Here is a 25,758-nt window from a genome sequence, read left to right on the forward strand (position 1 = left end):
GCCGAGCAAATCAGGGGCACGGGCTTGGCCAGCGGCGATCTTTTCAGCGACCAGCAGCACAGCGCCGATCCGGCGCAGGGCGCCAAGCACGCCGGTTCCGGCCACCGCGCCCGGCTGCGCGACAGGCTGCTGAACGGCGGGCCGGAAGCGCTGGCCGATTACGAAGTGCTCGAATATCTGCTGTTCGGTGCCAATGCGCGCGGCGATACCAAGCCGATGGCAAAGGCGCTGCTCGCCCGCTTCGGCTCGCTGGCGGGCGTGCTCAATGCCGAACCGGCCGCGCTCAAGCAGGTGAAGGGCCTGTCCGATGCCGGTGTGGGCGCGCTCAAGATCGCGGGGCTGGCCGCCCGGCGCATGGCGCGCAGCGAAGTGCAGACGCAGCCCGTTCTGGGCAGTTGGCAGGCGCTGCTCGATTACCTTGCCATCGACATGGCGCATCTCAACCACGAGCGGGTGCGCGTGCTTTACCTCAACATCAAGAACCGGCTGCTGCTCGACCATCTGGTGCATGACGGCACGATTGATGAAGCGACGATTCACCCGCGCGAAGTGATCAAGCGCGGGCTTGATATCGGCGCCAGTGCACTGATCCTCGTGCACAACCACCCCAGCGGCAATCCGGAGCCGAGCCGCGCCGATATCCAGATGACCAACCGCATCGCCGAAGCGGGCCGGCTGCTGGGGATTACCGTGCACGATCATGTCATCGTGGGCCGCGAAGGGCAGGTTTCGCTGCGCGCCAAGGGACTGTTGTGACGCATCCAGCCTATCGCCCGGAAATTGACGGCCTGCGCGCCGTGGCGATCATCCCTGTTGTCCTGTTCCACGCGAAAGTGCCGGGCTTCGGCGGCGGCTTTGCCGGGGTCGATGTGTTCTTCGTGATCAGCGGATATCTGATCACCCGCATCATCATGGCCCAGCTGGCTGAAGGGCGCTTTACCCTCGCCGGCTTTTTCGAGCGGCGCGCGCGGCGAATTTTGCCGCCGATCTTTCCCGTCCTGCTCGCCAGCACGCTTGCCGCATGGGCAATACTGACCCCGCCCGATTTCCGCCAGTTTGCCCAAAGTCTGGCAGCGACCGCGCTGTTCGGGGCCAATTTCCTGTTTGCCCGATCGGCCGACTATTTCACGACGCAGGAAGGATTCACGCCGCTGATCCATATGTGGAGCCTGGCGGTGGAAGAGCAGTTCTACCTGCTGTTCCCGCCGCTTCTGCTGATCCTGTGGAAGGCAAACCGGCGGCTGATCGTGCCGGCAGTCCTTATCGTTGCGCTGGGCGGGCTTGCGCTGGCCATCCTTGCCGCGCCGCGCCACCCGCTGCTGGCCTTCTACCTGCTGCCCACCCGAATGTGGGAACTGGCGGTGGGATCGCTCTGCGCGCTGGCGATCCGGCATATACGGCCCAATGGAACCTTGGCGCTGGCGGGATTGGCGCTGATCGCGGCGGGATTTGCGCTGATCGGGGAGGAGACATCCGTGCCCGGCCCCATGATGCTGCTGCCGGTTGGCGGCGCATCTCTGGTGATCCTCTTCGCGGGCACGCAGAACAGCGCGGGCCGCCTGCTGGCACTGCGCCCGCTGGTCGGGATCGGGCTTGTGTCGTTCGGCCTCTACCTCTGGCATCAACCGCTTTTTGCCATTGCGCATTACCAGTGGCTCGGCCCGCTGCCCGGAGGGATGATCGTGGCCATCATCGCCATGGCAACCGCACTGGCCACGATGTCGTGGCGCTGGATCGAACAGCCGGTCCGCAGCCGACGGATCCTTGCGAGCCGGAACAAGTTGGCGATGGCGTGTCTTGCCGGAACGCTGCTGGCCGCGGGCGCCGGCCTTGGTGGCCACCTGCGACTGATCGAACCGCGCAGTGCGTCCATCATGCGGCAAATGGACGGAGCGCGGCCCGCGCATTTCGACCAATCGGTGGTCATCCCGGACGGCGCACCCCTGCCCTTCATCCTTTATGGCGACAGCCATGCCGGGCAATATTACCCTGCCTTTGTCGAAAGGCTGGGCAATGGCGCCCTGCTGAGCGAAAACGGCTGTCTCTCCGCCCCCGGCATCAACGGCTGGCCCGATCAGCCCGCCTGCGCCCGCCACGTCGATCGGCTGATCGAACTGGCCGGGGACCGCCAGCCGCCGCTGGTGATCTGGGCGCAGCGATGGGAACGGGAATTGTTCGACAGCGCAACCGGCCAATCGCTCGGCGCGCTGGCTGATGGCGAAGGGGCTGTGCTGTTTGCCGCGGTTGACCGCTTGCTGGGCCAATTGCCACCGCAAACCCGTCTGCTGCTGGTGGGCAATTCGCCCACGGCATGGGCTGCGGGGGACACCATGTGGGGCGGATGGCTGCGCTGCCGCGCCTATCTCAACGCGGATTGCCCCGTCAGCTATCCCGCAGGCATGGCCGAGGGGCGCGCCGAAAGCCGTCTGCTCGCCGCCTATGCCGCGCAGAACCCGCGGGTGGATTATCTTGATGCAGCCGCACCCCTGTGTCCCGATGGACGCTGCACCATTCGCGATGGCGATAGGCTGCTTTATTGGGATGGAAGCCATCTTACCGTCGCTGCGGCGCGCCGTGTGGTGGACAGTCTGGATGTTCGCGCCCTTGCCATCCCGGCTCCCCTTCCCTAGCGCGGCGCGCATAAGCCAACTGCCAGATTCACACCGGAGTTCACCATGGTCCCCCGTTACGCCCGCCCCGCCATGACCGCGATCTGGGAGCCGGAAGCGCGTTATCGCATCTGGTTCGAGATCGAGGCCCATGCCACGCAGAAACTCGCCGATCTGGGCGTGGTTCCGCAGGCCGCCGCCAAGGCGCTGTGGGACTGGTGGCAGACGAACCCGGTGATTGATGTCGCCGCGATTGATGCCAAGGAAGCGATCCTCAAGCACGACGTGATCGCCTTCCTCGACTGGGTGGCCGAGCAGGTGGGGCCGGAAGCGCGCTTCATGCATCAGGGCATGACCAGTTCGGACGTGCTCGACACCACGCTGGCGGTGCAATTGGCCCGCGCGGCCGATCTGCTGCTGGAGGATATCGACGCGCTGCTCGCCGCGATCCGCCGCCGGGCGGAGGAGCACAAATACACCCCCACTATCGGTCGCAGCCACGGCATCCATGCTGAACCGACGACTTTCGGGCTGAAACTGGCGCAGGCCTATGCCGAGTTTGACCGCTGCCGCACGCGGCTGGTCAATGCCCGTGCCGAAATCGCCACCTGCGCCATTTCGGGCGCGGTCGGCACTTTTGCCAATATCGACCCGGCGGTGGAGGAATATGTCGCGGAAAAGCTGGGCCTGGCGGTGGAGCCTGTGTCCACGCAGGTCATCCCGCGCGACCGGCACGCCGCCTTCTTTGCCGCGCTGGCGGTGATTGCGGGCAGTATCGAACGGCTGGCGGTCGAAATCCGGCATTTGCAGCGCACCGAAGTGCTGGAGGCGGAGGAGTATTTCTCGCCCGGCCAGAAGGGGTCGAGCGCGATGCCGCACAAGCGCAATCCGATCCTGACCGAAAACCTGACCGGTCAGGCGCGCATGATCCGCGCCTATGCACTGCCTGCTCTCGAAAATGTGGCGCTGTGGCACGAGCGGGACATTTCGCACTCCTCGGTCGAACGCTTCATCGGCCCCGATGCCACGATCACGCTCGACTTTGCCCTCGCGCGCCTCACCGGCGTGGTGGACAAGCTGCTGATCTACCCCGAACGGATGCAGAAGAACCTCGACCGGATGGGCGGGCTTGTCCATTCGCAGCGCGTGCTTCTGGCGCTGACGCAGGCAGGGATCACGCGCGACAACGCCTATCGCCTGGTGCAGCGCAACGCGATGAAGGTGTGGGAATCGGATGGCACGCTGTCGCTGCTCGACCTGCTGAAGGCCGACCCGGAAGTGCGCGCCGCGATGAGCGAGGCGGAACTGGAGGACAAGTTCAACCTCGATTACCACTTTGCCCATGTGGACACGATCTTCGCCAGAGTATTCGGCTGAAGCGGTTTGCCCGATCCTGCGGGATCGAATGATGCGGCGCAGGGTTCACTTGTCCGGCATTAACGCCTAGCATCGCGCCAAACTGGGAAAGGATCGCCCCATGCAAACCGTAAGAACAGTCCTGTGGGTGCTGCTGCTGGTCGCCCTGGCCATCTTCACCTATGCCAACTGGATCCCGGTATCGGTGCGGATATGGGATAATCTGCTGCTCGACACGATGCTGCCGGCGATTGTCATCCTGTCCTTCCTGATCGGCTTCGTGCCGATGTGGATGTATCACCGCGCAGCCAAATGGCAGCTCAACCGCCGGATCGCCGCGCTGGAACTGGCAGCGCGCAACGCCACACCGCCGACACCTGCGCCCGTTGATCCCATGCCGGAACCCGTGATGGCCGAACCTGTCGCAGACGTGCCGGTCGAAACGCTCACCCCGCAGCCTGCACCAAACCCGCCCGGAACCCCGCAGCCATGAGCAACCCGGTCTATCTCGCGCTCGATCTGCCGCGCCTGGACGCGGCAAAGGCATTGGCCGAAAAAGTGCGCGGCCATGTCGGCGGCTTCAAGCTGGGGCTGGAATTCTTCTGCGCCCACGGCCACCACGGCGTGCACGATATTGCACAGGTTGGCCTGCCGATCTTCCTCGACCTCAAACTGCACGATATTCCCAATACCGTGGCAGGCGCAATGCAGGCGATCCATGTGCTCGAACCCGCCATCGTCACCGTCCACGCCAGCGGCGGGCGCGCGATGATGGAGGATGCGAAGGCCGCCGCGGGCGAGAATTGCAAGGTCGTCGCCGTCACCATGCTCACCAGTCTGGACGAGCGTGATCTGGCGCGCACCGGCGTCGCGGGCAGCGCGCATGACCATGTGCTGCGGCTGGCGGAACTGGCTGAGGCGGCCGGGCTGGACGGCATCGTGTGTTCGGGTCACGAGGTTGGCGAGGTGCACCGCCAGTGGAAGAAGGGCTATTTCGTCGTCCCCGGCCTCAGGCCCGCAGGCAGCGCCGTGGGCGATCAGAAGCGCGTCGTTACGCCCCGGCAGGCGCGCGATGACGGGGCAAGCGTGCTGGTGATCGGCCGCCCCATCAGCCGCGCCGAAGACCCGGTTGCCGCCGCCCGCGCGATTGAGGCGACGCTGTAGCCTTGGCCTCTTTGCCTTCGCGTCGTCCCACTTCGTTACCCCGGGCTTGACCCGGGGGCCAGCTTGGCCGAACGCACACGCCATGCCCACCCCGCTCATCAAGATCTGCGGCCTGTCCACGCCTGAAAGCATTGCCGCTGCCGCTGATGCGGGGGCAAGCCATGTGGGGCTGGTGCATTACGCCCCCTCCCCCCGCCATGTGGACATCGCGCGGGCTGCCGCATTGCGCCGCGCGGTGCCTTCCCATGTGAAAGCCGTGCTGCTGGTGGTGAACATGGCCGCAGATGCGCTGGCGCAGGCAGTCGAGGCCATACGGCCCGATGTGGTGCAATTCCACGGGCGCGAAACGCCGCGGGAATGCGCCGCCTTCCGCGCCGCCACCGGGCTGGAAGTGTGGAAGGCCAAGGGCATCAAGACACCGGCCGATCTGGCGCAGGCACAGGATTATGCGGGAGCAGTCGACCGCCTGCTTTACGATGCGCCTGCGGGCAAGCTGCCCGGCGGGCAAGGCATCGCGCTCGACTGGTCGCTTCTCGCCAGTTACCGCCACACAATCGCATGGGGGCTGGCCGGCGGGCTGAATGCCGAAAATGTGGCGCGGGCCGTGCGCCAGACCAAAGCCCCGCTTGTCGATACCTCCTCCGGCGTCGAAAGCGCACCGGGCATCAAGGATGTGGACAGGATTAAGGCCTTCTGCCAAGCCGCACTGCAAATCTGACACTTTCGCTCACCCTGAGCCTGTCGAAGGGTGAAAAGCGCAACAACCATGCTTCGACAAGCTCAGCATGAGCGGATTATCTGATGAACACGCAAACTGGTCAAAATTCCTTCCGCAACCAGCCTGACGAGCGCGGCCATTTCGGCGCGTTCGGCGGCCGCTATGTCGCCGAAACGCTGATGCCGCTGATCCTTGACTTGGAAGCGCATTACAAGGCGGCCAAGGAAGACCCCGCCTTCCATGCCGAGTTCGAGGATCTGCTGACGCATTATGTCGGCCGCCCCAGCCCGATGTATTTTGCGCCCCGGTTGACCGAGGAACTGGGCGGTGCGCAGATATGGTTCAAGCGGGACGAGCTGAACCACACCGGCGCGCACAAGATCAACAATTGCATCGGTCAGATCCTGCTCGCCATCCGCATGGGCAAGACAAAGATCATTGCCGAAACCGGCGCGGGCCAGCATGGCGTTGCCACCGCCACGGTCTGCGCGCGCTTCGGCCTGCCCTGCACCATTTTCATGGGCGCGACCGACGTGGCGCGGCAGGCGCCCAATGTGTTCCGTATGAAGCTGCTGGGCGCAGAAGTCGTCCCCGTCACCAGCGGGGCGGCCACGCTGAAGGATGCGATGAACGAGGCGCTGCGCCACTGGGTCGCCAATGTGCATGACACCTTCTACATCATTGGCACGGCGGCAGGCCCGCATCCCTACCCCGAACTGGTGCGCGATTTCCAAAGCGTGATCGGCAAGGAAGCGCGCGAACAATTGCTGGAGAGGACGGGCCGCCTGCCCGATCTGCTGGTGGCGGCGATTGGTGGCGGCTCCAACGCCATCGGCCTGTTCCACCCCTTCCTTGACGATCCCACGGTGAAGATGCTGGGCGTGGAGGCAGCCGGCCACGGCCTCGACAAGCAGCACGCGGCGTCGCTGGCAGGCGGCTTCCCCGGCGTGCTCCATGGCAACAAGACCTATCTGTTGCAGGACGAGGACGGCCAGATTGCCGAGGCGCATTCGATTTCCGCCGGTCTCGATTACCCCGGCATCGGCCCCGAACACGCCTGGCTGAAGGAAACCGGCCGCGTGGATTATACCGCCGTGACGGATGACGAGGCGCTGGAAGGCTTCAAGCTGCTCTGCCGCACCGAAGGCATCATCCCCGCGCTGGAACCCAGCCACGCCATTGCGGCGGTGGCGAAGGTCGCGCCCACCATGCCCAAGGACGCAATCATCTGCGCCAATCTGTGCGGCCGCGGCGACAAGGACATCTTCACCGTGGCCGAGGCGCTGGGAGTGGAGATGTGATCTAACGCGCTCTCACCTTCAGGGGAGAGGGTTGGAAGAGGGGCCATGCGCGACGCAGAACTCACCAAGCGAGCTCGCGACAATCGCAAGGTGATGACCGAGCCCGAAACCCGGCTTTGGCTGGCCCTGCGGGCGAAGCGTTCTGAGGCCTTCAAATCTCGACGCCAGAAGGTGACTGGCCAATTCATTGTCGACTTTGCTGCCAATGATCCCAGACTGGTTATCGAGATCGACGGGGATAGCCATTCGGCACAGGCGCAATATGACGCGGCAAGGACTCGCTTTCTGGAGCAACACGGCTATGCGGTGCTGCGATTTACCAATACGGATGTGATGACGAATATGGATGGGGTTTTGAGCAGGATCTTCGAGGTTGTGGCCGGGCTGCGATCCGCGCCCCCTCTCCCAACCCTCTCCCCTAAAGGTGAGAGGGCTTAAGGCATGACCCGCTTCCAATCCGCCTTTTCCAAACCGCACCCGGCCCTCGTCTGCTTCATCACTGCGGGCGATGGGGACACCGCCGCCAATCTCGACGCGCTGGTCGAAGGCGGCGCGGATGTGATCGAGCTAGGAATGCCGTTCACCGATCCGATGGCGGATGGCCCGGCGATTCAGGCGGCCAATCTGCGCTCCCTCGCCGCCGGCACCAGGACCGCTGATGTCCTGCGCATGGCCGAGGATTTCCGCGAGCGGCATCCGGATGTGCCGCTGGTGCTGATGGGTTATGCCAATCCGATGATTCGTCGCGGGCCGGAATGGTTTGCCGATGCCGCCTCTGCCGCAGGCGTTGACGGGGTGATCTGCGTGGACCTCGCGCCGGAGGAGGACGAGGATCTTGGCCCGGCCCTGCGCGCGCGTGGCATCTGCCCCATCCGGCTTGCCACCCCCACCACCGATGAAGCGCGCCTGCCGCGCGTGCTCGATGGCTCTGCCGGGTTCCTCTATTACGTCAGCGTGGCGGGCATCACCGGCAAGCAGCAGGCGGCCATCGAATCGATCGAAGCGAACGTGTCCCGCATCAAGCAGCATACCGATCTGCCCGTGGCGGTCGGCTTCGGTGTCCGCACGCCGCAGCAGGCGGCCGCGATTGCCAAGGTTGCGGACGGCGTGGTGGTCGGCTCTGCCCTCATCGATCTGGTCGCCGAACACGGCAACCACGCGCCCGATTATCTGCGCGAACTCACCGCGAGCCTTGCCAAAGCCGTGCATGATGCGCGAAAGGCTTCGGCATGAGCTGGCTATCCCGTGTCCGCAACGCCCTGCCCTTTGGCAACAAGCGCGAAACCCCCGACAATCTGTGGGTCAAGTGCCCGCGATGTCAGGAAATGCTGTTCACCAAGGAGTATGAGGCGAACCTTTCGGTCTGCACGCGCTGCGACCATCACGGGCGAATCGGCGCCGATGCGCGGCTCGATCAACTGCTCGATCCCGGCTTCACCCTGCTGCCCGATCCGGTGGTGGCGGAAGATCCGCTCAAGTTCCGCGATACCAAGCGCTATGCCGACCGTCTGAAGGCCGCGCGCGCCAATTCCACGCACAGCGATGCCTTCACCGCCGCATTGGGCAAGATCGAAGGCTACAAGGCCGTGGTCGGCGTGCAGGATTTCACCTTCATGGGCGGATCGATGGGCATGGCGGTGGGCAATGCCTTCTGCGCCGCCGCCCAGCGCGCGCTGAACGAACGCTGCGCCTTCATCTGCGTAACTGCTGCGGGCGGCGCGCGGATGCAGGAAGGTATCCTGTCCCTCATGCAGATGCCGCGTGCCACGGTGATGACGCGCCGCCTGAAGGAAGCGGGCCTCCCCTATATCGTGGTGCTGACTGATCCCACAACGGGCGGTGTGACCGCCAGCTATGCCATGCTGGGCGATGTGCATATTGCCGAACCCGGCGCACTGATCGGCTTCGCGGGGCAGCGGGTGATTCAGGAAACGATCCGCGAAAAGCTGCCCGAAGGGTTCCAGCGCGCCGAATATCTGCACAAGCACGGCATGGTCGACATGGTGGTTCACCGCCGCGACCTGCGCGAAACGCTGGCCCGCCTGCTCGGCTATCTCAGCCCGGCCAAGGCCGCCTGATCCCCGGCGGCGCACCGCGATGAAGGATTTCGCGTCATCGGGCGATCCCAAGGTGCAGGCCCAGCTTGATCGGCTGTCCGCCCTGTCGCTCCCGCAGGGGCGCATCGGGCTGGAGGTGATCCACACCATCCTCGAACGCCTCGGCAATCCGGAGCGCACATTGCCGCCCGTGTTTCATGTGGCGGGCACCAATGGCAAGGGGTCTACCTGCGCTTACCTGCGTGCCATGCTGGAGGCGCAGGGGCTGACCATCCATGTCGCCACCAAGCCGCATCTGGTACGTTACAACGAACGCATCCGCGTGGCGGGCAGGCTGATCGAGGACGATCTGCTGGCCGATCTGCTGAAAGAGGTGCTCGACCTGTCCGAGGATCTCGGCCCCAGCTTCTTTGAAGTCACCACCGCCGCTACCCTCCTCGCCTTTGCCCGCATCCCGGCCGATGCCTGCGTGATCGAAGTGGGGCTTGGCGGGCGGCTGGATGCGACCAATGTGATGGTGAGGCCCGCCGCCTGCGGTATCGCCAGCCTTGGCGTGGATCACGAAAGCTTCCTGCTGAACCCGGAAGAAGGCGCCCCCGATCCCGCCAACCCGATGGTGCGCATCGCGTTTGAAAAGGCAGGCATCCGCCGCGCCGGTTCGCCCATGGTCACGCAAGCTTACCGTGCGGACATGGAAGCCATGATCGAAGCGCTGTGCGCCCAAGCCGGCGCGCCGCTGTTCATGCGCGGGCGGGCGTGGGAGGCCGATGTGTCCGACACCGGCATCGCCTATCGCGACGCGCACGGCACCCTCACCCTGCCATTGCCGCAAATGCCGGGCCGCCATCAGGGCGACAACGCCGCGCTTGCCGTGGCGATGCTGCGCCATCAGGACGAGGTATTCGTCTCGCCTGAAGCCATGGCGACAGGTATCCGCACCGCGCACTGGCCCGCGCGCCTGCAACGGCTGGGCGACGGCCCGCTGACCCGCCTCATCCCCGGCGCGATGTTCCTGCTGGATGGCGGGCACAATCCCGATGCCGCGCTGGCCATGGCAAAGTTCCTTGAAACGCGCGCGGCAAAGCCCGTGCACGCGGTGGTCGGGATGCTCAGCGCCAAGGATGCGCGCACGACGCTCGCCACCATCGCCCCGCACCTTGCCAGCCTGACCGCGATACCGATCAGCGGCAGCGAGCATCACCCGCTGCTGGACCTTGCCATGATGGCGCAAGAGGCAGGCGTGCCGACAGTCCACACCTCGCCCGATGGGCTGGAGGCGGCGATCACCTGGATAGAACAGCGGCTCCGCCCCGGAGAGGAGGGCACAATCCTCATCACCGGCTCGCTCTATCTGGCGGGGCAGGTGCTGAAGGCGAATGACGAGATTCCGGACTAACCGCAGCTAGGCCGGCGGATCGCCCTTGCCCACCGAACCCGCGCTGCCCATGGCGGCATCGACCAGCCCGCTTTTCATCATCCACCAGAACAGCACGATGCCCGGCACGGCAGCGATTGTCGTCAGCACATAGAAGTTGAAATAGCCGATCGCCTCGATCAGCGCGCCCGCTGTTGTGCCGGTGAGAAACCGCCCCACAATGCTCGCACTTGCCGAAATCAGGGCATATTGCGCGGCGGTAAAGCGCAGGTCGCACAGCGCCGAGAAATAGGCCACCACCACCACGCCACCATATCCGCTGGCGAAGTTTTCGAAGCCGATGGCTGCCGCCATGCCCAGATTGCTCTTCCCCGCCGCCGCCAGGAAGGCAAAGCTGAGATTGGATACCGCCATCAGCACCAGGCTGATGAACACCGATTTCTTCAGCCCCAGCCGGGCATAGATCACCCCGCCGACGAACACGCCGATGATCAGCGCCCAGAAGCCGACGCCAATATCGTAAATGGCGATCTCGTCATTGGTGTAGCCCAGATCGTCGAACAGCAGGCGGAAGGTCAGATTGGCCAGCGTGTCGCCGATCTTGTGCACCAGGATGAACAGCAGCACGATCAATGCACCCGCCCGCGTGAAGAACTCGGCAAACGGCCCGGCGATGGAGGCCCACATTTCGGCCATTCCCTTGCGCGCGATTTCCACCTTGCGGCGCGGCGGTTCGCCCAGGATCAGCGCGGTCAGCATGGCCGGCAAGGCAAAAGCGGCGCAGGCCATGTAGGCGGCCTCCCAGCCGTAACGCGCCGCCACCACCAGCGCGAGCGCGCCCGCGCCCGCCGCGCCAATGCGCCAGCCATACTGGCTCATCCCCGATCCAGTGCCGAGTTGATAGGGCTTGAGCGTCTCGATGCGGTAGGCGTCGATCACAATGTCGAAAGTGGCACCTGCAATGCCCACCAGCACGGCAGCCGTCGCGGTCCACACGATATCCTCCGCCGGACGGGCAAGCGCCAGATTGATGACCGCGGCGATAACGAACACGCCGGTCACCAGCATCCACGAGACGCGCTGGCCGAGCCGGCCCAGCACGGGAATTCGCACGCCGTCGACAATCCAGGCCCACAGGAATTTCAGGTTATACACGAGGAAAGCCAGGCTGAAGGCCGTGACGGTGCTTTTCTGGATGCCGTCCTGCGCCAACCGCGTGGTCAGCGTGGCGGCGATCATCGCAAAGGGAAAGCCGGATGAAATCCCCAGAAACAGCGCCGCCAGCGATTCCTTTTCCAGATACGGGCGCACCGATTGCCACAGATCGCGCCGCGCGCCGGAACCCGCATCACCGGGATTGGCATTGCTTTCAACCATTTAGGATATTTCCTGCCTGCAAGAGGGAAAATTCACACAATCGACCCAAAACCACGTATAAATACCTATACACCAAAAGGCTTTCGGGGAACGGATGCGCTGAAACCGGCAAATTGGCGGAGAATGCTAGATGCTGGGAACACTGCTTTGCGCCATAATTGGACATAAAATCAACCGTCACCGTGTGTGGCATGACGGGCGCGATTTTCGTAGCCGATGCCGGCGCTGCAAGTCCGACATGATCCGGACCCGCGAAGGCTGGGAACGGTTCCGACCGGATATACACGGCACCGACCGCAAGATGGAACATCACGAAGGCGAAGGCTGAAGGCTTTCGTCCCCAGCCCAAGGGCGCTAAGGCGCGGGGCATGGGCCAGTCCGACAATCAGTCATCCGCCGAAAAGGGCGACCGCATCGCCAAGCTGCTGGCGCGCGCAGGCATTGCCAGCCGCCGCGAGGTTGAGCGCATGATCGAGGCCGGGCGCATCAAGCTGAACGGGCAATTGGTCACCACGCCGGCCACCATCCTGACCTCCCTGCGCGGCGTAACCGTGGACGACAAGCCGGTGGCCGCGCCCGAACGCACGCGCCTGTTCGCCTTTCACAAGCCGGCGGGCCTGCTGACGGCGGAGCGGGATTTTTCCGGCCGCCCCACCATCTACACCGCGCTGCGCAACGCCTTGCCGCAGGGCACGCCGCGCGTGATGCCGGTCGGCCGGCTCGACCTCAATACCGAAGGGCTGCTGCTGCTCACCAACGATGGCGAGCTGAAGCGAGCGATGGAACTGCCTTCCAGCGGGATCGAGCGCACCTATCGCGCCCGCACCTTTGGCGACATCAGCCAGAGCCAGTTGGAGGAACTGATCCACGGGATCACCATCGACGGCGTGCGCTATGGCAAGATCGACGCCAATCTGGAACGGCGCACAGGCCGCAACCAGTGGGTCGAAATGACGCTGACCGAAGGCAAGAACCGCGAGGTTCGCAATGTGCTCGAACATCTGGGCCTCGAAGTCAGCCGCCTGCTGCGCACCCGTTATGGCCCGTTTGAACTGGGCGATCTGGCGCGGGGCCAAGCGGTGGAAATCCGCAAGGAGCAGGTCGAACGATTCCGCGCCAGCCTGAAGCCCGGCAAATGAGGATCATTGCCGGCGAATGGAAGCGCCGCCCGCTGCGCGCGCCCGAAGGTGACGCCACGCGCCCCACCGCCGACCGGGTGCGCGAAACCTTGTTTTCCATGCTGGTCAGCCGTCTGGGCGATTTGGACGGGCTGAAAGTGGCCGATCTGTTTGCCGGTTCGGGCGCGCTGGGGCTGGAGGCGCTGTCGCGCGGGGCGGCAAGCTGCCTGTTTGTGGAGCAGGACGCCGCCGCGATCCGCGCGCTGCGCACCAATATCGCCGCCTTGCAGGCCGGGCCGCGCTGCGACGTGCGCGCCCAGTCGGTGATGCAAGTGGGGCCGGCGAAAGAGCCGCTCGACCTCCTCCTGCTCGATCCGCCCTATGGCACCGGTGCCGGGCAAGTCGCGCTCGACAAGCTGGCGCGGCTGGGCTGGATCGGCCCGCACAGCTGGATCAGCCTGGAAACCGGGCCGGGTGAAGAGGTGAACCTCAAGCGGTTCTCGATCGACACGGTGCGCCCGGTGGGCAAGGCGCGGCTGCACCTGCTGCGGCTGGCGGCGGAGTGACCCCGCACGCTTGCGCCAACGCGCTTTGTTCCCTAACTGTTCACTTGTGACCGACCACCCCCTCCCCGCCGCCGCCGTGCCCAACTGGCTCTCCCGGCTGAACGCGCCGCAGCGCGAAGCCGTGCTGACGACCGAAGGCCCGGTGCTGATGCTGGCAGGGGCTGGCACGGGCAAGACCGCCGCCCTCACCCACCGTCTTGCCCACCTCATCCGCGAACGGCGCGCCTGGCCCAGCGAGATCCTCTGCGTCACCTTCACCAACAAGGCCGCGCGCGAGATGCGGCACCGCGTGGGGCAATTGATCGGCGAGGCGGTGGAAGGGATGCCGTGGCTCGGCACCTTCCATTCCATCTGCGCCAGGATGTTGCGCCGCCATGCCGAACTGGTGGGCCTGCAATCCAGCTTCACCATCATCGATACGGACGACCAGCTGCGCGTGCTGAAAGCGCTGATCCAGGATCAGGGGCTGGACGAAAAGCGCTGGCCGCCGCGGCAATTGGCGGGCCTGATCGACGGGTGGAAGAACCGTGGCCTCAACCCCGATGATCTGACGCCCATCGATAACGAAGCCTATGCCAATGGACGCGGGCAGCAGATGTATCGCCTGTATCAGGACCGGCTCAAAGCCCTGAACGCCTGCGATTTTGGTGACCTGCTGCTGCATATGCTGAACATATTCCGCACCGATCGGAGCGTGCTGGAACAATATCAGAATCGCTTCAAATATGTGATGGTGGACGAATATCAGGACACCAACGCGGTGCAGTATCTGTGGCTGCGGCTGCTGGCGCAGACGCGCAAGAACATCTGCGTGGTGGGCGATGACGACCAGTCGATCTATTCATGGCGCGGCGCAGAAGTGGCCAATATCCTGCGGTTTGAAAAGGATTTTCCGGGCGCGAAAGTGATCCGGCTGGAACAGAATTACCGCTCCACCCCGCAAATCCTTGCCGCCGCATCAGGCCTTATCGCGGCCAACAGCCAGCGGCTGGGCAAGACGCTGTGGACCGAGCTCAATGCGGGCGAGAAAGTCCGCGTGATCGGCGTGTGGGACGCGCCCGAAGAAGCGCGCCGCGTGGGCGAGGAGATCGAACGGCTCGAACGCGAAGGCGCGCCGCTGGACGAGATCGCCATCCTGGTGCGCGCGCAATACCAGACGCGCGAGTTCGAGGACCGCTTCATCCAGATCGGCCTCAATTACCGCATCGTGGGCGGTTTCCGATTCTACGAACGCGCCGAAATCCGCGATGCGCTGGCTTATCTGCGCGTGATTGCGCAGCCGGCGGATGATCTGGCGTTTGAACGCATCTATAACCAGCCCAAGCGCGGGCTTGGTGCCAAGGCGCTGGAAGCCATGCACCGCCATGCGCGGCGCATGGGGATGCCGCTGGCCGCCGCCGCGCTCGACATTGCCGACAGCGACGAATTGCCCGCCCGCGCCCGCAACACCATCGGCGCGCTGATGGCCGATTTCCTGCGCTGGCGCGACATGGCCGAAAGCGTCACCCCGTCCGAATTGCTGCGCACCGTTCTGGCCGAAAGCGGCTATGACGCGATGTTGAAGGCCGATCGCAGCGCGGAAAGCGCCGGGCGCGCCGACAACCTTGTCGAACTGGCCCGCGCGATGGAGGATTACGCAACTCTACCCGATTTTCTGGAGCACGTGGCGCTGGTGATGGACAACGAAAACGCCAATGAGGGCGAGAAAGTCACCATCATGACGATGCACGCGGCGAAGGGGCTGGAATTCAACCATGTGTTCCTGCCGGGCTGGGAGGAAGGCGTGTTCCCCAGCCAGCGTTCGCTCGACGAAGGCGGCCTTGCATCGCTGGAGGAGGAGCGCCGCCTCGCCTATGTCGGCATCACCCGCGCGCGGCGGCGCTGCACGATCCTCCACGCGGCCAACCGGCGCATTTATGGCCAGTGGACCAGTTCCATCCCGAGCCGCTTCATCGAGGAATTGCCGGAAGAGACGATTGCGGTCGAAACCACGCTGACCGGCGGAGCCAGCCTGTGGCGCGCCAACTGGAGCGAGAGCGAAGACCCCTTCGCCCATGTCGCGCGCGACCGGCCCGACCGCAGCCAGCAACGCGGCCCCGGCTGGCAGCGCGCCCTGTCCACCGGTTACGAGACAAAGCCCGCGCGCGTGGCCGAAAGCACCCGCAGCGCGGCCAGCTTCGCCGCCAAACCGCGCACCGACATTACCGTTGGCGCCCGCGTCTTTCACGACAAGTTCGGTTATGGCGAAGTGGTGGCGCAGGAAGGCAACAAGCTGGAAATCGCCTTTGAACAGGCGGGCACAAAGCGCGTGATCGACAGCTTCGTGAAGCTGGCCTAGCGCTGCTTCCCTAGCGCTTCTTTTTGGTCAGGGTGGCGGTGAAATCGGGATCCTTGTTCGCCACCCAATCGACGAACTTCTTCACCGCCGGATTATCCAGCAGCACAGACGCATCCAAGCCGGCGCGCTGAAGCTCGGAATTGGTGAAATTGGCGATTACCGTTTGCTGGCAGATCGGATGCATCGGCACCACATCGCGCCCGCCCCGGCTCTTGGGCACCGGATGATGCCAGACGGTCGTCTCCCCCAAAGGCCTGCCGCAAAGCCAGCACGGCTCCCTTGGCGCGGCGTCCTCTTCATTCGGATCGCCTGCGTCGGGCCAGGGGCCGCCCTTGGGATGCTTGCGCGCCAAGGGCCTTAATCGAAGCCGACGGTGAGGAAAGACGGCATCGGGCCGTTCCATTCGCCCGGCTTGGTGGGCGGGTCGTTGTCCTGATAGCGCGGGCGCCGGTCATCACGCGGAGTGCGTTCGGCCCGTTCCGGGCGCCGCTCGCGGCGGGGGGTTTCTACGCGCTCCTCGGTCACCTCGGCAACCTCTTCGCGCTCTTCTCTCCGGGGGCGACGTTCGCGCTTGGGACGTTCTTCGCGCGCTTCGGGGCGCGCTTCCTCTGCCGGGGCTTCCACAGGCACCACCGCGCTCCAGTCGAAGGGGGGAACCTTGAACTTGGTCAGCTTCTCGACATTCTCCATTGCCTCGGCATCGGCGGGCGTCACCAGCGTGATGGAGCGGCCCTTGGCCCCGGCACGGCCCGTGCGGCCCACGCGGTGGACATAATCATCCGGATGCCACGGCGTATCGTAATTGAACACATGGCTCACGCCCTTAATGTCGAGCCCGCGCGCGGCAACGTCGCTGGCGACGAGGATGTTGATCGTGCCCGCCTTGAACAGTTCCAGTTCGGCAATGCGGCTGGACTGGTCCATGTCGCCGTGAATCTCGCCGCTGCGGAAACCGGCGCGGCGCAGCTTCTGGTTCAGCTCGCGCACCGTGGTCTTGCGGTTGGCGAAGATGATCGCGGTCTGCACATTGTCGACTTCAAGCAGGTATTTGAGCGCATCGAACTTCTTCTTCGCGCTGATTTCCACCTTGAACTGGGCGATATTCTCGTTGCGGCTGGCGGCGCGGGCCACTTCCAGCTGCTTGGGATTGGACAGAAACTTGTCCGCCAGCTTCTTGATCGGCGGAGGCATGGTGGCCGAAAACAGCAAGGTCTGGCGCTGCGCGGGCAGCTTTTCGCAGATGAACTCGATATCGGGAATGAAGCCCATGTCGAGCATCCGGTCCGCCTCGTCGATCACCAGCAGATCGCAGCCCGTCAGAAGGATCTTGCCGCGTTCGAACAGGTCCATCAGACGGCCCGGCGTGGCGATAAGCACATCCACCCCCGCTTCCAGCGCCTTAACCTGATCGCCCATCTGCACGCCGCCAATCAGCAGCGCCATCTTGAGATCGTGGTTCTTGCCGTATTTCTCGAAATTCTCGGCCACCTGCATCGCCAGTTCGCGGGTGGGTTCAAGTATGAGGCTGCGCGGCATCCGCGCGCGGCGGCGCCCATTGGCGAGGATGTCGATCATGGGCAGCACGAAGCTGGCGGTTTTGCCCGTCCCCGTCTGCGCGATGGCGATCAGGTCGCGCATCATCAGCACCTGGGGGATCGCCTCGGCCTGGATCGCGGTCGGCTCGGTATAGCCGGCGTCAGAGACGGCCCGCAGCAATTCTTCGGATAGGCCGAGATCGGCAAATGTCATAGGCTGTTGAATGTCCGGTAAGTGGCCCGGCTTGTGGCTGGGCGGTGAATGGGGCCTGCAAAGGCTTGCCACAACTCGCCGCGCCCCTTGCACCGCACGGCGAAAAAGTCAAGGAAAGGCGGCAGGGCGCGCCCGTTAATCGCCCGCGGGAACCAGCCGGGTCAACTGCTCCATCGCGCAGGATGCGCCAGCGCGCGATTGCAGATGGTCACGCCGCACGCACAGACGCCCATCGCTGGCCCGCTCAACATAAAAGCCCGAATAGAAAGCCTGCGCCGCGCAGGCCCGATCAAGTTCCGCCGCCAGCACATTGCGGTTTTCCATAAACAGCAGCAGGCGGTTGTCGCCTGTCGGCTGAACGCCCACGATATTGTCCACCCGCACGCATCCGTCATGCGGCACTTCGCGGTAGGGTGGGGATTGCGGAGTAGGCGTGGACTGGCGCGCCCGAAGCGCGGCAAAGCGCTCCTCCTCTGCCCGCGTGCTGGGCGCAATGCGCACGATCACGCGCTGCTGGATGCGCACCTGACCGAGCGGGGAAGGGTCGCGGGCATCTTCCAGCACCCGCAGGGGCGGCGTGGCAATCCCATCGAGCGAAAGCACGGGGCCGCCCCGTCCCTCGCGCGCCATCAGGGGCCCGCCCCCCGCCACCAGGCCGAGCGCAAGCGCGGTTCCTAAAAGGGTTGTCAGTAGCCGTTGTTTCACAGGTGCAGTGCTCGCAGTACCGCCAGCCCCTCATGACCAGCGGATGTCCCAGCCATAGTGGCACAGGTTGAATAGCGGCTTAACCCCGGCGGAGTTTGCGGCAATACCGCCCAATTGCCCTTTGCAAGCGCGCAGGCGTGCTGGCATTAGCGCAGGCCATGAGCAGGAACGACGATTTTTGCGCCGCTGCCCGCAGCCTTCTGGGCGAACGCGGCTTCACCACCGATCCCGAACTTGTCGATCCCTGGCTGACCGACTGGCGCGGGCGCTACACCGGTCGGGCCATTGGCATGGCCTCGCCTGCCTCCACGGCGGAAGTCGCGGCCTTGGTCAAGCTGGCGCGTGAACAGGGCGTGCCGATTGTGCCGCAGGGCGGCAATTCGGGAATGTCGGGCGGGGCCACGCCCGATGCCAGCGGCGATGCGCTGGTGCTGTCGCTCAGGCGGATGAACCGGATCACCCGGCTCGACCCCGATGCGCGCGAGGCGGTGTGCGAAGCAGGCGTGATCCTGCAGACGCTGCACGAAGCGGTGGCGCCGCACGGCCTGCGCTTCCCGCTGACGCTGGGCGGCAAGGGATCGGCCACGATCGGCGGGCTGATTGCCACCAATGCCGGCGGCACGCAGGTGCTGCGGCACGGATCGATGCGTGCGCAGGTGCTGGGGCTGGAGGCGGTGCTGGCCGACGGTTCGGTGTTTGATGCGCTGGTTCCGCTGAAGAAGGACAATCGCGGCTTTGACCTCAAGCAGTTGCTGATCGGTTCGGAAGGCACTCTGGGCATCGTGACCGGCGCGACGCTGCGCCTGCTGCCCGCGCTGGCCGACCGGGTAGTGATGTGGGCGGGCCTGCCCGATGTGCGCACCGCACGCCGCCTGCTGATCCATGCCGAAAAAATGGCGGGCGATGCGCTGGAAGGCTTCGAGGTCATGCCGCGCCACTCGCTGAATGCCGTGCTCGCCCACAATCCGCGCGCCCGCGCACCGCTGGCGCAGCCGCATGAATGGAACGCGCTGATCGAACTGGTGGCTGACAGCGCCACCGCCGCGACGCTGGCAGACCGCGCGCAGGCCGTGCTGGAAAGTGCATTCGAAGCGGGGCTGGTGGAGGACGCCGCCATCGCCATGAACGATGCGCAGGCCGAAGAATTCTGGGCGCTGCGCGACGAGATCGCGCCCGCCGAACGCGCCATCGGCCCGGCGATGCAGCATGACATTTCGGTGCCTGTTGCCAGCATGGCGGATTTCGTGGCCGAAACACTGCCGCTGGTCGAGGCGCGCTTTCCGGGCTGCACGGCGGTCGCCTTCGGTCATTTGGGCGATGGCAATGTGCATTACCACGTGCTTGCGCCAGCGGGCGCCCCGCGCGGCGAATGGGAAGCCACACAAGGCAAGGAAATCAGCCAGTTCGTACACGATCTGGTCACGCAATGGGGCGGGTCGATCAGCGCCGAACACGGCATCGGCCAGATGAAGGTTGGCGAACTGGCGCGGCTGGGCGATCCGGTGCATCTGGCGATCCTGCGCAATGTAAAGCAGGCGCTGGATCCGCAAGGTCTGCTCAATCCGGGCAAGCTGGTGCCGCTTGCGCCCGCGCCCGCCAGCCACTAAAGCCCCCGCGCAGCACGGCGGCACTTTCGGCCTCCGATCACAAAGACGACCTGTTTTGGAGGGATGAAGAATGGCCAGCGCGCCGAAACCCGGTTTGCCCATCATGTATAACGACCTTGCCCCGCTCAACAGCACCGAGCACGGCAATTGGAAGGCCATTTCGGTGGACAAGGCCAGCTGGGTCGCCGGCGTCAACGCCATTCCGCTGACGGTGGAGGAATTCCCGCAGGCGCAGCGCCATTTCCCCATCGTGTTCTCCACCGGCGACAACCCTGTTCCGCTGGCGCTGATGGGTCTGAACGAAGGCGTGAACGTCTTTTTCGACGATGAAGGCGCGCCAACCGAAGCGGCCTATGTCCCCGCCTATATCCGCCGTTACCCCTTCCTGCTGGTCAAGCTGGAGCAGAACACGGACAATCTGTCCTTGTGCTTTGATCCCACCAGCAATCTGGTTGGCCCCTTCGACGAAGGCCAGCCGCTGTTTACCGCCGACGGCCAGCCGAGCCAGCACACGCAGCAATTGCTCGATTTCTGCCAGAAGTTCGAGGAAGCCGGGCTCAAGACGCGCACCTTCATGGATGAACTCGCCAAGGCGGATCTGCTGATGGACGGCGAAGTCGCCATCAATCGTCTGGATGGCAGCGGCCAGCCCTTCGTCTATCGCGGCTTCAAGATGGTGAACCAGGAAAAGCTGCGCGAACTGCGCGGCGATCAGCTGCGCAAATGGAACGAGAGCGGTCTTTTGCCGCTGCTCTATTCGCATCTGCTGTCGCTTGACCTCATGCGCGATATCTTCGCCAAGCAGGGTGCGCTGGGCAAAGGCCCGGCTCCGGCCGAAATGTTCAACACGGCCGCGGTGCAGGCGTAATCAATCGAAATTGAATGATGGGAAGGCCGTTCCGGGCATCCGGAGCGGCCTTTTTCATATGCCGGTGGCAAGGCAGGTGCGAAGGCCTTGAAACCGGTTAAGGTTTTGCCTACCTATTAGGTGTCGGGCAGGCTCCCCTCATGGCTTGCCGGGCAGGTGCACAACTCGTGCACTTCCTCCCTGAACCTTGGCCGCCTCGTGCCGTAAAGCGCGAGGCGGCATTTTTTAAGCTATTCCGCCGCTTGCGCAAATCCGCGCGGCATGGGGGTCAGATCGGCTGCCAGACGCTGCACCATGGCAGCCAGCGAAACCGCCACCGCATCGAAGCCCTCGCCCGGATCCTGCAATTGCGCATCGAGATAGACCGCGCGGCAGACTTCCACCTGCATGGCATGGATGCCCCGTTGCGGCGCCGCGTGACGATCCAGCACATATCCGCCGGCATAGGGCCTGTTATGCGCCGCGCGCCAGCCCGCATGGCCCAGATGCCCCAGCGCCGCATGGCTGAGATGCGCAGCGCAGGATGCGCCAAACCTGTCACCCACGACAAAATCCGCCGCCGCCTCTGGCCCGGTCTTGGGACCAAGCGGAGGCATCGAATGGAGATCCACCAGCAGCGCCGCGCCCCACGTGTCACGCAAGGTTTCCAGCGTCCGCGCCAGTGCGGCGTGATAGGGCGTGTGCACCGCGCTAATCCGCGCATCGAGTTCCTCGCGCGGGAGCCGGGCGTGCCAAAGCTCCCCCAATCCAGCCAACCGGCGCGGCACCAGACCCAGGCCAGTGCGCGCGCGCCGTCCTGCGCCCAGCCGGGCAAAGGGGCGCGTCCCTCCGTCCGCCACCATGTCCCAGTCCATATCGTCAGGCGCGCGGTTCAGATCGATCATTGCGCGCGGCGCATGAGCCACCAGCAGTGCTGCCCCGGTCGCATCGGCCAGGCGCGCGGCGATCTGGTCCACCAGCCGATCCTCCAGCCGCAAAGGGGCATCTGCGGGATGGCGCAGGGCAGAAAGCAGCCCGGCGGGGTAGGCGCGTCCGGCATGGGGCACGCTGATCAGCACGGGAATCGCGGCGGCCGCGGCATTGGTAAGCGTGAAGGCAGGCGTTTCAGGCAGGCCGGGGACATATCCGCCCTGCTGTGCCCGGCCCCTTGCCCGGTTCGTGCCCCGATTCGCCGTCCGACTCGGGCCTCCGCCCTGCCCTGTGCTGCCTTTCATGTGCCCTTGCTGGCCGCAAGCGTGCACGAAGTCAAAGACTGGTGTTTCAAACGGGGCCACTGCGAAAACGGCACGAGATATTTACGCCTTTCTGGTTTAGGGCACGGCCAAGCAAACCAAAAAAGGGGGCACTCCATGATCCGAATCCTGCTGGCCGAAGATGATGCAGCCATGCGCGGCTACATCACGCGCGCGCTGGAAAATGCAGGCTATTCGGTTGTCGCCGTGTCCAGCGGCGAGGAAGCGCTGCCTCATCTCAAGACCGAGATCTTCGACCTGCTGCTGTCGGATATCGTGATGCCCGAAATGGACGGGATCGAACTGGCGCAGCACTGCAACGAGATCAGCCCGTCCACCAAGGTGATGTTCATTACCGGCTTTGCCGCCGTCACGCTGCGCGCCAGCCGCGATGCGCCGCACGCCAAGATGCTGTCCAAGCCCTTCCACCTGCGCGACCTCGTGCTGGAAGTGGAACGCATTTTCGAAGACGCCGCCGCCGTCCGCGTTTGAGCTTCTGCCAAGGGACTTGCAAGGATCGGGTCGCGGCGCTATCTGGCGCCCCTGCCTCGCGGATCACTCTGCAAGGGCAAGCCGGATGGTGCGGGCGTATAGCTCAGTGGTAGAGCACTATGTTGACATCGTAGGGGTCGCAAGTTCAATCCTTGCTACGCCCACCACCGGCCTTCTTCCCCGCCTCTGACGCCAGCCGCTGTCGCGCTTGGACATCGGGGAAACTACCGCCCTTTAGGAACTATCGCCGCTTTCGTGGCTTGCTATGCTGCAACCATGGCAGCATCGCGCCCTATCCCGCGCATCGCAGCGCTCGCCACGGCGCTGCCTTCCGGCCCGATCGAAGGGCATTACCGCCTGTGGGCCGAGGCGCAGATCACCGATCCGCACCAGCGCGACCTGTTCCGGCGGATGGCCGACAGGGCGGGAATCACGCAGCGCCACAGCGTGCTGGACGGGGCGGAGGGGCGCCCCGATGCGGGGCAGTTCTACGATCGTCCACCCTTTCCCTCCACCGCCGCACGCATGGCCCTGTTTGCACAGACCGCGCCCGGCCTTGCCTTGCAGGCCATTCATGGCTTGCCGGAATTGGGAGCGATTACGCATCTGGTGCTGGCCTGCTGCACCGGTTTCATGGCCCCCGGCCTCGATCAGGTGATTGCCCGGCGGTTGGGGCTGGCGGCGGATGTGGAGCGGATCTCGCTCGGCTTCATGGGTTGCTATGCCGGGGTCACGGCGCTGCGCAGCGCGGGCCATATCGTCCGCTCCCTGCCGCAGGCGCGCGTTCTGGTGGTGACGGTGGAATTGTGCACGCTGCACCTGCAACAGACCGGTGATCTGGAGGCGCTGCTGGCAATGCGCCAGTTTGCCGATGGCGCCGCGGCGGCCCTTGTGACAGCCGAGGGCCCAGGCCTTGCGCTGGGTGATGGCCTGTCGCGCGTGCTGGATGACAGCGGCGAACTGATCACCTGGACGATTGGCGACACGGGCTTTGCCATGCACCTCTCCGGCGCGGTTCCGGCACGGCTGGCGGCGGCGCTGGAACAGCGCGATATCGTCGCCAGCATATCCAACGGTGCCCCGCCAAGCGCCGTGGCGGCATGGGCCGTGCATCCCGGCGGGCGCTCCATTCTCGACGCGGTGGAGCGCGGGCTGGGCCTGCAAGGCGGCATACTGGATGCCTCGCGCGGCGTGCTGGCGGATTGCGGCAATATGTCGTCCGCAACGGTCATGTTCGTGCTGCAACGCCTGTGGGATGCGCGCCCACCCAGCGGCATGGCGCTCGCCTTTGGCCCCGGCCTTGCGCTGGAAGGGCTGCGGTTTGGCTGGATTGACGGCGATGCTGGCTGAACGGCGCATCACCGAGGAACTGATGGATGACCCGGCCCTGCCGGAAGCGACCTATCGCGCGGTGCTGGCCGATCTGGCGCGGGTGAACGCGGCAACGCTGGCGGCGCGTCCCACCCTCGCCTTTCTGGATCGCGCGCTGGCCGGGCGCGACAGCTTCGCGCTGCTGGATGTGGGATTCGGCCATGGCGATATGCTTCGCCGCATTGCCCGCTGGGCTGCCGCGCAGGGAAAACAGGCGCGACTGGTGGGCGTGGACCTCAATCCGCGCAGCCTGCCCTGCGCTCTTGCCGCGACCGATCCGGCGCTGCCGATCACTTATGTCACGGGCGATTATGCCGATCTGGCCGGTGAAGGGTTCGATTGCGTTGTGTCCAGTCTGGTGGCGCACCATATGACGGGCGATCAGCTGGCGGCCTTCCTGCGATTCATGGATGCAGAGGCGCAAGCCGGCTGGCTGGTCAACGATCTGCACCGGCACACCTTCAGCTATCTTGGCTATCCGCTGCTGGCCCGCCTTCTGGGCGCGCATCCCATCGTGCGCAAAGACGGGCAGACATCGATCGCCCGCGCCTTCCGCCCCGCCGAATGGCACTCCATGCTGGATATGGCAGACATCCAAGGCGCCCGAGTCCAGCGCTTCTTCCCCTACCGGCTATGCGTATCGAAGATCCGCTGATTCTGGGCGCCGGGCCTGCCGGATGCGCTGCGGCGATCGTGCTGGCGCAGGGCGGCGCACAGCCTGTGCTGCTGGACCGGCAGGCAGAGGTGAGCGATACGATCTGCGGCGGATTCCTCAGCTGGCGCACCGCAGCGCAGCTGCTGGCGCTGGGAATCGATCTGCCAGCGCTGGATGCCCACCCTGTCACGCGGCTGCGGCTGATTGCCGGAAGCCGCATCGCGGAGGTGAACCTGCCCGGCACGGCCTGGGGCCTGTCGCGCCGCACCCTCGACACCGCCATGCGTAAGCGGGCAGTAGAAGCGGGGGCAGTGCTGGAAATTGACACGATCCGCAATCTGGCTGGGACACTCGCAGTGGGCCAGCGGCAGGAATGGCACGGCTCCGCGCTGTTCCTGGCGAGTGGCAAGCACGATGTGCGCCGCGCCCCGCGCCCACGCTCCGCCGCTGATCCGGCCATGGGCTTGCGGCTGCGCACCCGCCCCTCGCCTGCACTGGCACAGGAACTGGCGGCGACTATCGAACTGCATCTGTTTGCAGGTGGCTATGCCGGGATCGTGATGCAGGAGGACGGGACGGCCAATATCTGCCTTGCCCTCAGAAAATCGCTGCTGACCGGGGCCGGGGGCGATCCGCGGCAACTGCTGGAACAATTGAGCACGGCCAATCCGGCACTTGCCCGGCGGCTGGAGCCCGGCTGGCACGCGGCGCGCATCGATTGCATCGCCGCCGTGCCCTACGGCTGGATTGCGCGCGAAACACAGCACGGCCTCTTCCGGCTGGGCGATCAGGCGGCGGTCATCCCCTCTCTGGCAGGAGAAGGCATGGGCATTGCGATTGCCAGCGGCACGGCGGCAGCCGCCCGCTTCCTTGCCTCCGGCCCAGCCGCCGCGCCCGCTTTCCAGCAGGCCTTTGCCAGCGCCGCTGTTCGCCCGGTGCAGATGGCGCGCCTCGCCCGAAGACTTGCCGAAAGCCCGCTGGGCCAGCGCGCCGGGCTGGCGCTGGCAGCCGCTCTGCCAGCCTTTGCCGGCCTGCTAATGGACAGCACGCGCATTGCCCTGCCCGAAACGAAGCCCCCGCTCTCTTGCACCTGACCATTC

Annotated in this window: 25 protein-coding genes and 1 tRNA gene; 21 read left to right on the forward strand and 5 right to left on the reverse strand. The window is 65.2% G+C overall.

All coding sequences use genetic code 11. The features are described 5' to 3' along the window. Positions 1 to 24 precede the first annotated feature (24 nt). From radC to WFP44_RS04985, 11 genes are all read left to right on the forward strand, one after another. The gene (radC, locus tag WFP44_RS04935; protein ID WP_377922904.1) at positions 25 to 756 is read left to right on the forward strand and encodes a RadC family protein; all 732 of its coding nucleotides are present in this window, start codon (positions 25 to 27) and stop codon (positions 754 to 756) included. Continuing rightward, positions 753 to 2,630: an acyltransferase family protein gene (locus WFP44_RS04940; RefSeq protein WP_336925269.1), complete on the forward strand. Its 1,878-nt coding sequence runs from the start codon at positions 753 to 755 to the stop codon at positions 2,628 to 2,630. The genes radC and WFP44_RS04940 overlap by 4 nt, the downstream gene beginning before the upstream one ends. A 45-nt stretch (positions 2,631 to 2,675) precedes the next feature. Continuing rightward, the gene (gene purB / locus WFP44_RS04945; protein WP_336925270.1) at positions 2,676 to 3,986 is read left to right on the forward strand and encodes an adenylosuccinate lyase; all 1,311 of its coding nucleotides are present in this window, start codon (positions 2,676 to 2,678) and stop codon (positions 3,984 to 3,986) included. Positions 3,987 to 4,086: 100 nt separating this feature from the next. Further along, the gene (locus WFP44_RS04950; RefSeq protein ID WP_336925271.1) at positions 4,087 to 4,458 is read left to right on the forward strand and encodes a LapA family protein; all 372 of its coding nucleotides are present in this window, start codon (positions 4,087 to 4,089) and stop codon (positions 4,456 to 4,458) included. After that, positions 4,455 to 5,129 carry an orotidine-5'-phosphate decarboxylase gene (gene pyrF, locus WFP44_RS04955; protein WP_336925272.1) on the forward strand — a complete coding sequence of 225 codons (675 nt, stop codon included), beginning with the start codon at positions 4,455 to 4,457 and terminating at the stop codon, positions 5,127 to 5,129. The genes WFP44_RS04950 and pyrF overlap by 4 nt, the downstream gene beginning before the upstream one ends. An 82-nt stretch (positions 5,130 to 5,211) precedes the next feature. After that, positions 5,212 to 5,847: a phosphoribosylanthranilate isomerase gene (locus WFP44_RS04960; protein ID WP_336925274.1), complete on the forward strand. Its 636-nt coding sequence runs from the start codon at positions 5,212 to 5,214 to the stop codon at positions 5,845 to 5,847. Positions 5,848 to 5,930: 83 nt separating this feature from the next. Further along, positions 5,931 to 7,148 carry a tryptophan synthase subunit beta gene (gene trpB, locus WFP44_RS04965; protein ID WP_336925275.1) on the forward strand — a complete coding sequence of 406 codons (1,218 nt, stop codon included), beginning with the start codon at positions 5,931 to 5,933 and terminating at the stop codon, positions 7,146 to 7,148. Positions 7,149 to 7,193: 45 nt separating this feature from the next. Next, positions 7,194 to 7,586, forward strand: a complete 393-nt coding sequence (locus WFP44_RS04970; RefSeq protein ID WP_336925276.1) for an endonuclease domain-containing protein — start codon at positions 7,194 to 7,196, stop codon at positions 7,584 to 7,586. Between the two features lie 3 nt (positions 7,587 to 7,589). Further along, positions 7,590 to 8,381, forward strand: a complete 792-nt coding sequence (gene trpA, locus WFP44_RS04975; protein ID WP_336925277.1) for a tryptophan synthase subunit alpha — start codon at positions 7,590 to 7,592, stop codon at positions 8,379 to 8,381. Then, on the forward strand, positions 8,378 to 9,226 hold the full coding sequence (gene accD, locus WFP44_RS04980) for an acetyl-CoA carboxylase, carboxyltransferase subunit beta (protein WP_336925278.1): 849 nt from the start codon (positions 8,378 to 8,380) through the stop codon (positions 9,224 to 9,226). Before trpA ends, accD begins: the two co-directional genes overlap by 4 nt. A gap of 19 nt (positions 9,227 to 9,245) precedes the next feature. Beyond that, positions 9,246 to 10,601: a bifunctional folylpolyglutamate synthase/dihydrofolate synthase gene (locus WFP44_RS04985; protein WP_336925279.1), complete on the forward strand. Its 1,356-nt coding sequence runs from the start codon at positions 9,246 to 9,248 to the stop codon at positions 10,599 to 10,601. A 6-nt stretch (positions 10,602 to 10,607) separates the two neighbouring features. Here the strand turns inward: WFP44_RS04985 and WFP44_RS04990 are convergent, their stop codons facing one another. After that, a complete protein-coding gene (locus tag WFP44_RS04990; protein ID WP_336925280.1) occupies positions 10,608 to 11,957 on the reverse strand; it encodes an AmpG family muropeptide MFS transporter in 1,350 nt (449 codons plus the stop codon). Between the two features lie 368 nt (positions 11,958 to 12,325). Here WFP44_RS04990 and WFP44_RS04995 point away from each other — a divergent pair, with 368 nt between their 5' ends. The 3 genes from WFP44_RS04995 to WFP44_RS05005 are packed head-to-tail and all read left to right on the forward strand — an operon-like array spanning position 12,326 to position 15,979. Further along, a complete protein-coding gene (locus WFP44_RS04995) occupies positions 12,326 to 13,096 on the forward strand; it encodes a pseudouridine synthase (protein WP_336925281.1) in 771 nt (256 codons plus the stop codon). Continuing rightward, the gene (gene rsmD, locus WFP44_RS05000; RefSeq protein ID WP_336925282.1) at positions 13,093 to 13,641 is read left to right on the forward strand and encodes a 16S rRNA (guanine(966)-N(2))-methyltransferase RsmD; all 549 of its coding nucleotides are present in this window, start codon (positions 13,093 to 13,095) and stop codon (positions 13,639 to 13,641) included. Before WFP44_RS04995 ends, rsmD begins: the two co-directional genes overlap by 4 nt. A gap of 46 nt (positions 13,642 to 13,687) precedes the next feature. Beyond that, positions 13,688 to 15,979, forward strand: a complete 2,292-nt coding sequence (locus WFP44_RS05005; protein WP_336925283.1) for an ATP-dependent helicase — start codon at positions 13,688 to 13,690, stop codon at positions 15,977 to 15,979. Between the two features lie 10 nt (positions 15,980 to 15,989). On the opposite strand, the gene WFP44_RS05010 is transcribed toward WFP44_RS05005, so the two are convergent. From WFP44_RS05010 to WFP44_RS05020, 3 genes are all read right to left on the reverse strand, one after another. Continuing rightward, positions 15,990 to 16,331, reverse strand: coding sequence for a hypothetical protein (locus WFP44_RS05010; protein ID WP_336925284.1), 342 nt, complete (start codon positions 16,329 to 16,331; stop codon positions 15,990 to 15,992). Positions 16,332 to 16,336: 5 nt separating this feature from the next. Further along, positions 16,337 to 17,728 carry a DEAD/DEAH box helicase gene (locus tag WFP44_RS05015; RefSeq protein WP_336925285.1) on the reverse strand — a complete coding sequence of 464 codons (1,392 nt, stop codon included), beginning with the start codon at positions 17,726 to 17,728 and terminating at the stop codon, positions 16,337 to 16,339. A gap of 135 nt (positions 17,729 to 17,863) precedes the next feature. Next, a complete protein-coding gene (locus WFP44_RS05020; RefSeq protein ID WP_336925286.1) occupies positions 17,864 to 18,358 on the reverse strand; it encodes a hypothetical protein in 495 nt (164 codons plus the stop codon). Between the two features lie 233 nt (positions 18,359 to 18,591). Here WFP44_RS05020 and WFP44_RS05025 point away from each other — a divergent pair, with 233 nt between their 5' ends. Both WFP44_RS05025 and WFP44_RS05030 read left to right on the forward strand, forming a co-directional pair. Continuing rightward, the gene (locus WFP44_RS05025; RefSeq protein ID WP_336925287.1) at positions 18,592 to 20,040 is read left to right on the forward strand and encodes an FAD-binding oxidoreductase; all 1,449 of its coding nucleotides are present in this window, start codon (positions 18,592 to 18,594) and stop codon (positions 20,038 to 20,040) included. A 70-nt stretch (positions 20,041 to 20,110) separates the two neighbouring features. Beyond that, entirely contained in the window at positions 20,111 to 20,908 is a 798-nt protein-coding gene (locus WFP44_RS05030) for a SapC family protein (protein WP_336925288.1), read from the forward strand. Positions 20,909 to 21,138: 230 nt separating this feature from the next. Here the strand turns inward: WFP44_RS05030 and WFP44_RS05035 are convergent, their stop codons facing one another. Then, positions 21,139 to 22,122, reverse strand: a complete 984-nt coding sequence (locus tag WFP44_RS05035; RefSeq protein WP_336925289.1) for an N-formylglutamate amidohydrolase — start codon at positions 22,120 to 22,122, stop codon at positions 21,139 to 21,141. Between the two features lie 135 nt (positions 22,123 to 22,257). Here WFP44_RS05035 and cpdR point away from each other — a divergent pair, with 135 nt between their 5' ends. The 5 genes from cpdR (at position 22,258) to WFP44_RS05060 (ending at position 25,752) form a co-directional block, all read left to right on the forward strand. Then, positions 22,258 to 22,632, forward strand: coding sequence for a cell cycle two-component system response regulator CpdR (cpdR, locus tag WFP44_RS05040; RefSeq protein ID WP_336919602.1), 375 nt, complete (start codon positions 22,258 to 22,260; stop codon positions 22,630 to 22,632). A gap of 92 nt (positions 22,633 to 22,724) precedes the next feature. After that, positions 22,725 to 22,799: transfer RNA gene (locus WFP44_RS05045), tRNA-Val, on the forward strand. A gap of 109 nt (positions 22,800 to 22,908) precedes the next feature. Further along, positions 22,909 to 23,982 (forward strand): type III polyketide synthase, encoded by a 1,074-nt coding sequence (locus tag WFP44_RS05050; protein WP_336925290.1) that lies wholly within the window; start codon positions 22,909 to 22,911, stop codon positions 23,980 to 23,982. After that, entirely contained in the window at positions 23,972 to 24,658 is a 687-nt protein-coding gene (locus tag WFP44_RS05055; protein ID WP_336925291.1) for a methyltransferase domain-containing protein, read from the forward strand. The genes WFP44_RS05050 and WFP44_RS05055 overlap by 11 nt, the downstream gene beginning before the upstream one ends. Beyond that, positions 24,637 to 25,752: an NAD(P)/FAD-dependent oxidoreductase gene (locus WFP44_RS05060; RefSeq protein ID WP_336925292.1), complete on the forward strand. Its 1,116-nt coding sequence runs from the start codon at positions 24,637 to 24,639 to the stop codon at positions 25,750 to 25,752. Before WFP44_RS05055 ends, WFP44_RS05060 begins: the two co-directional genes overlap by 22 nt. Positions 25,753 to 25,758: the final 6 nt, after the last annotated feature.

Source organism: Alteraurantiacibacter palmitatis, assembly GCF_037154115.1.
Classification (GTDB): domain Bacteria; phylum Pseudomonadota; class Alphaproteobacteria; order Sphingomonadales; family Sphingomonadaceae; genus Alteraurantiacibacter; species Alteraurantiacibacter palmitatis.

Bases quoted from the DNA above. Each gene is read 5' to 3' on its own strand.
- accD (WP_336925278.1), top strand. From the start codon at position 8,378: ATGAGCTGGCTATCCCGTGTCCGCAACGCCCTGCCCTTTGGCAACAAG.
- WFP44_RS05055 (WP_336925291.1), top strand. From the start codon at position 23,972: ATGCTGGCTGAACGGCGCATCACCGAGGAACTGATGGATGACCCGGCC.
- WFP44_RS04985 (WP_336925279.1), top strand. From the start codon at position 9,246: ATGAAGGATTTCGCGTCATCGGGCGATCCCAAGGTGCAGGCCCAGCTT.
- WFP44_RS04950 (WP_336925271.1), top strand. From the start codon at position 4,087: ATGCAAACCGTAAGAACAGTCCTGTGGGTGCTGCTGCTGGTCGCCCTG.
- WFP44_RS05060 (WP_336925292.1), top strand. From the start codon at position 24,637: ATGCGTATCGAAGATCCGCTGATTCTGGGCGCCGGGCCTGCCGGATGC.
- purB (WP_336925270.1), top strand. From the start codon at position 2,676: ATGGTCCCCCGTTACGCCCGCCCCGCCATGACCGCGATCTGGGAGCCG.
- WFP44_RS05035 (WP_336925289.1), bottom strand. From the start codon at position 22,122: ATGAAAGGCAGCACAGGGCAGGGCGGAGGCCCGAGTCGGACGGCGAAT.
- rsmD (WP_336925282.1), top strand. From the start codon at position 13,093: ATGAGGATCATTGCCGGCGAATGGAAGCGCCGCCCGCTGCGCGCGCCC.
- trpB (WP_336925275.1), top strand. From the start codon at position 5,931: ATGAACACGCAAACTGGTCAAAATTCCTTCCGCAACCAGCCTGACGAG.
- WFP44_RS05050 (WP_336925290.1), top strand. From the start codon at position 22,909: ATGGCAGCATCGCGCCCTATCCCGCGCATCGCAGCGCTCGCCACGGCG.
- WFP44_RS05025 (WP_336925287.1), top strand. From the start codon at position 18,592: ATGAGCAGGAACGACGATTTTTGCGCCGCTGCCCGCAGCCTTCTGGGC.
- cpdR (WP_336919602.1), top strand. From the start codon at position 22,258: ATGATCCGAATCCTGCTGGCCGAAGATGATGCAGCCATGCGCGGCTAC.
- WFP44_RS04990 (WP_336925280.1), bottom strand. From the start codon at position 11,957: ATGGTTGAAAGCAATGCCAATCCCGGTGATGCGGGTTCCGGCGCGCGG.
- WFP44_RS04960 (WP_336925274.1), top strand. From the start codon at position 5,212: ATGCCCACCCCGCTCATCAAGATCTGCGGCCTGTCCACGCCTGAAAGC.
- WFP44_RS04995 (WP_336925281.1), top strand. From the start codon at position 12,326: ATGGGCCAGTCCGACAATCAGTCATCCGCCGAAAAGGGCGACCGCATC.
- WFP44_RS04970 (WP_336925276.1), top strand. From the start codon at position 7,194: ATGCGCGACGCAGAACTCACCAAGCGAGCTCGCGACAATCGCAAGGTG.
- trpA (WP_336925277.1), top strand. From the start codon at position 7,590: ATGACCCGCTTCCAATCCGCCTTTTCCAAACCGCACCCGGCCCTCGTC.
- WFP44_RS05030 (WP_336925288.1), top strand. From the start codon at position 20,111: ATGGCCAGCGCGCCGAAACCCGGTTTGCCCATCATGTATAACGACCTT.
- pyrF (WP_336925272.1), top strand. From the start codon at position 4,455: ATGAGCAACCCGGTCTATCTCGCGCTCGATCTGCCGCGCCTGGACGCG.
- WFP44_RS05015 (WP_336925285.1), bottom strand. From the start codon at position 17,728: ATGACATTTGCCGATCTCGGCCTATCCGAAGAATTGCTGCGGGCCGTC.
- WFP44_RS05020 (WP_336925286.1), bottom strand. From the start codon at position 18,358: ATGGCGCGCGAGGGACGGGGCGGCCCCGTGCTTTCGCTCGATGGGATT.